Here is a 6475-nt window from a genome sequence, read left to right on the forward strand (position 1 = left end):
TTTGACCTCCCTATTTTTTTAGCCATTTTTTCAAAAGATTGTTTTCTGATGATTGATGCTTTAGATGCAGATTGGTTACATCAAAGTAGGTTTGATTTGATCTCTTTAGATCAAACACTCTCTCTTCACCAAATCTTTTGACGTGAATTTCTCCTAATTTTGAGTCAAATGATATCACTTCATCTTGCAAGCTCAAACAAGCTGCGGCAGGACTTTTAGGAGCTATTTGGATGATTTTTTCTCCTTCGCGTTTAGCTCCAAAGTGAGCAGTGAGCAGATCGGGATGAGGTGATGTTTGTAATTCGATACCCACTTTGTCAAGGTAGCTATGCAGATCACCGATAAATGCGTGTGTGCCAAATAGATATTTATCAAAGAAATCAGTCAAGACTAAGCCACTCTCAGATTCACAAATTTTTATAAAATCGGTTAAAGTATATCCAGCATGATCTCCAAATAAGGCCCACATTTTCCTCATAATATCATCAAGTGATCGATCGCTTTCTATGCGAAGTTTTAGATCAAGCATTAGTGCTATGATGGCTCCTTTGGTATAAATGGATACCTTTTTATCAGGTATACCTTTCTTATATCCATCCATCCATAGGTCATGAGAGGATGCTACTATTGATTGATGTTGGTTACCGTAGTTATCAGCTTCTCGTTGGATGATTTTGGTCAATTCGGATAAGTATGCCTCTGTAGAAAAGTAACCACTTCTAGCCAGAAACAGGTCTCCGTAGTAAGTAGTGATGCCTTCTAACACAAACCCTTCAGATAGCATCACAGGCTTACTAAAGTCATAGGGGTGAAAAGTCTGAGGTCTGAGTCGAGTGACATTCCAAGCATGAAAAAGTTCATGAGAGCTGATGCCCATCAAATTGTCTTGAAACCCTTGTGATAAAAACTCTCCTGCTGGACCTAGTACAATGACTGTACTCTCCCTATGCTCTACGCCATGGTAAAATTTATAGGGAGTAAATTGAAAAAGAAAATGATAGGCTTGTGCTGGAAATGCTCCCATCATACTTACTTGAGCAGTAGTAAAGTTCTTAAAGTCGGGGATTAGTGCTTTTAAGTTTGCTTTCTCATCAAGTCCCTGTGCCCAAAGGTGAAAAGTCGTCTCTCCTACTTGGTAGCTTTCATGCATTAGTTCAGCTGAACAAATCAGAGGGTTGTCTACCATTTCAAAATATGACTTTGCAAACACTTCTTGCTTGATAGTCTTCAGTGCACAAGCAATTTGATATGATGGAGGTAAGTGCAATTCTAAACTACATGGGTGATGTACTTTGTCTTTTTGGTAGAGCAAAAAATTAATAGGATTTAAATACACTTGTCGATCGTCAACCCAAGACCCTCCGCCATCGAGCTGACCTGCATAGTAGACGTAGTTTACATGGATTTCTTGTGCGTCTTCACAGTATACGCGCCAGCTGTTGACAGTATCTTTTGTATAGGTCAGTACATGGCCATTTTCTGATCGGAAACTGATATTTCTGATGTACTGAGCGTAGTGGGCGACCTCATATCTCCCAGGTCGCCAGTCAGCCAGCCAAAATATCTCCTGTGTGGAGGATGCCTTTACAGAGAAACTAATACTGAAAGTATGTAAGTTTGCTTGTTCGATTTCAAATCTATATTTCATGATGTTTTGAATTTAAACAAAAGTAAATGACTGATTTGTATTTAAAAAAAAGCTAGCTATCTTTGCAGTCCTTTTAGAATGGTGTTTCGAGCGCCATCTTCGGCAATGTATTAAAAGAACTAATTAATAATCTATAAAGAGATGAAAAGAACATTTCAACCTTCTCAAAGAAAAAGAAGAAACAAGCACGGTTTCAGATCTAGAATGGCTTCTGCAAACGGTAGAAGAGTACTTGCTAAGCGTAGAGCTAAAGGCAGACATAAACTTACTGTTTCTTCAGAAAAGACATTGAAGAAATAAGATATTCCCATTGACGCATTTAGCTTCAGCTCAAATGATGATTGATGAAATATAAATTCACAAAAGAGGAACGTTTAAACAGCGAAAAAGCGATCAAGGAACTTTTTGATAAAGGTTCCTCTTTTTTTTTACACCCTTTTAAGTTACTTCTCATCACCACACCTGAGGGGTCTGTCAACAAAGTACTCATCTCTGTATCTAAGCGTAAAATCAAAAAAGCAGTAGATCGCAATTTGATCAAAAGAAGGATCAAAGAGGCATACCGTTTGCACAAGCATCTACTAGAATCACAGAATTTAGGCAAAGTCTCTATTGCATTTATTTATATTGCAAGTGACATCTTGCCTTATCAAGTGATCGAAGAAAAACTAATCCTTTCGCTCGAGCGTTTGGTAATAGATCTAAAGTCCAAAGTATCATGACTAAGCGTAAAATCACCCTTATTGTAGCAGCATTTATACTAGCTTCTACAGTTCTTTTTTCATTTAGCGTACGAAATGACAAACTTTTTGCGATAGCTAAAAACCTAGACATCTTTGCTTCTTTAGTCAGAGAGCTCAATACACTCTATGTAGACGAAGTGGCAGCAGAAGAGATCATCGAGACAGGTATCAATGCTATGCTAGAAGAGCTAGATCCATATACCCAATACATACCAGAGAGTCAAGCTGAAGATTTTAGAGTGATGACTACAGGTGAATATGGCGGAGTCGGTGCGTTGATAGGCAATAGAGGGGATCAGACCATTGTCATCATGCCATATACCGGTTTTCCAGCTCAGAAGGCGGGCATTAGGATCGCAGATGAGTTTCTCATGGTCAATGATGAAAATGTGAAGGGAGCTCCAACGGCTGATATAAGTGCGAAACTCAAAGGTCCAGAGAATACCAAAGTCAAAGTCACGCTGCTTAGAAATGGAGATACTTTAAATTTCGAACTATCCAGAAAGAAAATCACTATCAACAATGTGCCTTTTTATGGTATGTTAGAAGATGGAGTTGGCTACATTAAACTAGCAGATTTCACTACAAATGCCTCAAAAGAAGTCAAGGAAGCGCTTTTAGACCTCAAAGCTCAAGGAGCAGAGAAATTGATATTGGACTTAAGAGACAATCCTGGAGGGATCTTAGATGAGGCAGTGGGTATTTCCAACTTATTTATCCCAAAGGGAAAAGTAGTCGTCAATACAAAAGGTAAGCTATCAGAACTTAATAGGACATACAAGGCCCTAAACAGTCCAGTGGACAAAAAAATGCCTCTTGTTGTACTTACCAATAGCAGAAGCGCTTCTGCTTCAGAAATCATCGCTGGAGTTTTGCAAGATTATGACAGAGCTGTGCTTGTTGGTCAGAGGACCTTTGGTAAAGGCTTAGTGCAGACATCAAGACCACTTCCATACAACTCTCAGGTAAAAATCACAACTGCTAAGTACTATACACCAAGCGGAAGATGTATCCAAGCTATTGATTATGCTAATAGAAATGAAGATGGTAGTGTAGGCAAAATCCCAGATTCACTCAAAGTGGCCTTTAAAACAGAAGCTGGTAGAATAGTCTATGATGGTGGTGGAATTGATCCTGATATCAAAGTAGAGCAGCCAAATTATGCACCTATTACTTACAGCTTAGTAGCGCGTAACCTTACTTTTGATTTTGCTACTCAATACTTCTACAAGCACGACAAAATTGAGAATCCTAGATCATTCAAGCTCAGTGACCAAGAGTATGATGAATTTGTAAAATGGCTCGAAGATAAAGAATATGACTACATCACACGAGTAGAAAAGACTATTGATGACCTTGAGCAATACGCACAAAGTGAAAAATACTACAGTGATATAGAGGATCAGTTGAACGAACTCAAGAAGAAAGTTTCTCACAATAAGGAACAGGACTTGATCAAATTTAAGTCAGAGATCAAACAAGCTTTAGAAGAAGAGATCGTCTCTAGGTATTATTTTCAAGAAGGTATCATCGAGTCTTCATTGGATGAGGATATGGATATATCTGAAGCGCTTAAAATTCTTAAAGATCAAGCAACATATCAGCAGCTGCTAAAACCCAAAAAGAATAAATGATTGACATATTGGTCTTAGTTCTTGCGGGACTGATCGGAGGATTTCTTGCAGGCTTGCTAGGGATAGGAGGTGGGATGATTTACATATTGATTCTTCCAGTGGCCTTGACTAAAGCCGGAGTGCCACAAGAGGAACTCGTACAATATGTCATTGCTAATTCTACACTAGGGACTTTTTTTGCCTCAGTTTCAGGCATAGCAACACATATTAAGACCAAGACATTTTATTTGAGAGAAACGGTGTTTGTAGGAGTAGCAGGTGCGCTGACCTCTCTACTGATGCTTACTTTTGTGGTCAATACACCTTTTTACAATAGACTAATATTTAATGTAGTCGTAGTTGTCTTTTTGATTCTAATTCTACTTCAGGGGTATTTGAATCGAAAGAAACCAATCCAGACAAATGACTATCAAGTTTCCAAACTAGGCATGAGCCTTTCAGGTTTCCTCGGGGGAGGGATGTCAGCACTTTCTGGATTAGGAGGAGGTACTATTATAGTCCCGCTTTTAAGTAATTATTTTAAGGTGGATATCAAAAAGGCCAAATCGATTTCGATAGGGATGATTTTAATAGCTACTGGATCAATGGCTGTATTTAATTTTTTTGAAAGTCCAAGACTCCCTTATGAAGGAGCTCACGTAGGATATATGATATTATCTATATCACTCCCTATGGTTGTGGGAGTGCTTATTTCTTCACCTTTTGGTGTAAAATCCTCTCTTAGGATGAGCTCTACTATGCTTCAAAGGATATTCACTACCTTTGTATTACTTGTCATAGTTCAAAAAATCGTAGAAATCTTTTCTTGAAATGGCTTTGATTTTATCTATCGAGACAGCTACTCGCATATGTTCAGTTGCACTTCATCAAGATGGTCAGTTATTATCTTTTCGAGAGTCAGATGATGAAAATGCACACGCAACCAATCTCACAAAGTTTATCGAGCAGGTACTTTCTGAGAGCAGCGTTGCTATTAATGAACTCTCTGCTGTGGCAGTTGCCATCGGGCCAGGATCTTATACGGGTTTAAGGATAGGTCTTTCTACTGCTAAGGGTATTTGCTTTGCTTTAGATAAGCCACTGATCACGTTTTCTACTTTGGATGCACTCCTTCATGAGGCACAACTTCTGAGATCAGACTTTACTACTTATGTCGCTACGCTAGACGCTAGAAGGCTAGAAATCTATCGAAGAATGAAATGTATAGACTCTTCTGATTATTCGAATATTGAAGCACACATATTAGATGAGCGATCTTTCGAAGAGGAACTTACGAGAGGTCAAGTGCTGTTTGTAGGGGATGCTGCATTGAAAACGGTAGAATCAATTAATAATAAACATGCTAAAATGATCGAGCTTTTGCCATCAGCTAAGATCATGGGTGCACTCGCTTATGAGCGATATAAACAAAATGCATTTTCTGATTTAGCATATAGCGAACCGTTCTATTTAAAGGAAGCAGCAGCAAAAGTTAAGAAGCATAATTTCTTTGATTAAATATGGAAAACGAAATAGTCAATCGAGTAGTAAATAGTAGTCTAAAGACAGTTGATTTAGAGGAGCTATACAAATCCACTAATGTTGGAGTATTCGATATAGCAGATTATTTATTTGAGGGGATAGCCTTAAAAGAAAAAGATTTTAGACAAACTCTCAAAGCATTTGATTGGACTACATACAATGGTAAGTCAGTCGCGATATATTGCTCTGCTGATGCCATAGTTCCTAGATGGGCATATATATTATTAGCTACTTATCTTGCACCAATAGCTGACTTTTATGCTTTTGGGGATTTGGATGCATTGAAGACGCAGATCTTTTTAGAGAAAATTAACCAACTTGACACCTCAATTTTCATTGATCAAAAGGTGGTGATCAAAGGTTGTAGTAAGATAGAAGTCCCCAATGAAGCATACATAGCGCTTTCTAGAAAGCTTCTTCCCGTAGTTTCTAGCCTCATGTATGGAGAACCATGCAGTACCGTCCCTTTATTTAAGAAAGCAAAATAATTTTTCTTCTTGTTACTCAGGGTGTTTGGTTAGTTTGTCAAAAAAGGTTTTGTGTATGATTTGGTAGTTGATTTAAAAGGTTCTATGTTTGCAGTCCCAAACGGGGGATAAGGAGTTGGTGAGATGAGAAAAAGTAGCTTTTTGAGAGGATTGGAGGGATATTTTTCTTTCGAGGGGATCAAAAAATAAGTTAACATTTTGATTGAATTGAGAAAGCTTTCTATTACCTTTGTAATCCCAAAAGCGGGGAGAGAAGAGGAGTTAAGAGTTGAGGTAAAAATCAAATAATTTTTTCTCTTCAGGTATTGCACTACAAGAAACATTTCTTACCTTTGCAGACCCAAAAGCGGGGAATGATTAGGGGGGATGGATTTAGGGTGATGATATATTAACTGAAAGGGTTGATATATTGACAAGAGTGAAAGATTGCGGCAGAGGTTG

The 6475-nt window shown here is 38.2% G+C and carries 7 protein-coding genes; 6 read left to right on the top strand and 1 reads right to left on the bottom strand.

Features of this window, described 5'->3' with window-relative positions; genetic code table 11:
- Window positions 1–10: 10 nt before the first annotated feature.
- Complete coding sequence (locus I5349_RS07540; protein ID WP_226390136.1) at window positions 11–1648, bottom strand: M61 family metallopeptidase; 1638 nt, start codon at window positions 1646–1648, stop codon at window positions 11–13.
- A 141-nt stretch (window positions 1649–1789) separates the two neighbouring features.
- On the opposite strand from I5349_RS07540, the gene rpmH reads away from it, so the two are divergent.
- The 6 genes from rpmH to I5349_RS07570 are packed head-to-tail and all read left to right on the top strand — an operon-like array spanning window position 1790 to window position 6034.
- Window positions 1790–1948, top strand: a complete 159-nt coding sequence (gene rpmH / locus I5349_RS07545) for a 50S ribosomal protein L34 (RefSeq protein ID WP_226390137.1) — start codon at window positions 1790–1792, stop codon at window positions 1946–1948.
- 44 nt (window positions 1949–1992) lie between these two features.
- Window positions 1993–2370: a ribonuclease P protein component gene (gene rnpA / locus I5349_RS07550; RefSeq protein WP_226390138.1), complete on the top strand. Its 378-nt coding sequence runs from the start codon at window positions 1993–1995 to the stop codon at window positions 2368–2370.
- Window positions 2367–4025: a S41 family peptidase gene (locus I5349_RS07555; RefSeq protein WP_226390139.1), complete on the top strand. Its 1659-nt coding sequence runs from the start codon at window positions 2367–2369 to the stop codon at window positions 4023–4025. The genes rnpA and I5349_RS07555 overlap by 4 nt, the downstream gene beginning before the upstream one ends.
- Window positions 4022–4834, top strand: coding sequence for a sulfite exporter TauE/SafE family protein (locus I5349_RS07560; RefSeq protein WP_226390140.1), 813 nt, complete (start codon window positions 4022–4024; stop codon window positions 4832–4834). Before I5349_RS07555 ends, I5349_RS07560 begins: the two co-directional genes overlap by 4 nt.
- A gap of 1 nt (window position 4835) precedes the next feature.
- Window positions 4836–5522: a tRNA (adenosine(37)-N6)-threonylcarbamoyltransferase complex dimerization subunit type 1 TsaB gene (tsaB, locus tag I5349_RS07565; protein ID WP_226390141.1), complete on the top strand. Its 687-nt coding sequence runs from the start codon at window positions 4836–4838 to the stop codon at window positions 5520–5522.
- Between the two features lie 2 nt (window positions 5523–5524).
- Window positions 5525–6034 (top strand): DUF2480 family protein, encoded by a 510-nt coding sequence (locus tag I5349_RS07570; protein WP_226390142.1) that lies wholly within the window; start codon window positions 5525–5527, stop codon window positions 6032–6034.
- The last annotated feature ends 441 nt before the right edge of the window (window positions 6035–6475 follow it).

It is taken from the genome of Penaeicola halotolerans (assembly GCF_016464625.1).
GTDB lineage: Bacteria > Bacteroidota > Bacteroidia > Cytophagales > Cyclobacteriaceae > Penaeicola > Penaeicola halotolerans.

Excerpts from the sequence above, each read along its gene's own strand:
- I5349_RS07540 (WP_226390136.1), bottom strand. The coding sequence starts at position 1,648 with ATGAAATATAGATTTGAAATCGAACAAGCAAACTTACATACTTTCAGT.
- rpmH (WP_226390137.1), top strand. The coding sequence starts at position 1,790 with ATGAAAAGAACATTTCAACCTTCTCAAAGAAAAAGAAGAAACAAGCAC.
- rnpA (WP_226390138.1), top strand. The coding sequence starts at position 1,993 with ATGAAATATAAATTCACAAAAGAGGAACGTTTAAACAGCGAAAAAGCG.
- I5349_RS07555 (WP_226390139.1), top strand. The coding sequence starts at position 2,367 with ATGACTAAGCGTAAAATCACCCTTATTGTAGCAGCATTTATACTAGCT.
- I5349_RS07560 (WP_226390140.1), top strand. The coding sequence starts at position 4,022 with ATGATTGACATATTGGTCTTAGTTCTTGCGGGACTGATCGGAGGATTT.
- tsaB (WP_226390141.1), top strand. The coding sequence starts at position 4,836 with ATGGCTTTGATTTTATCTATCGAGACAGCTACTCGCATATGTTCAGTT.
- I5349_RS07570 (WP_226390142.1), top strand. The coding sequence starts at position 5,525 with ATGGAAAACGAAATAGTCAATCGAGTAGTAAATAGTAGTCTAAAGACA.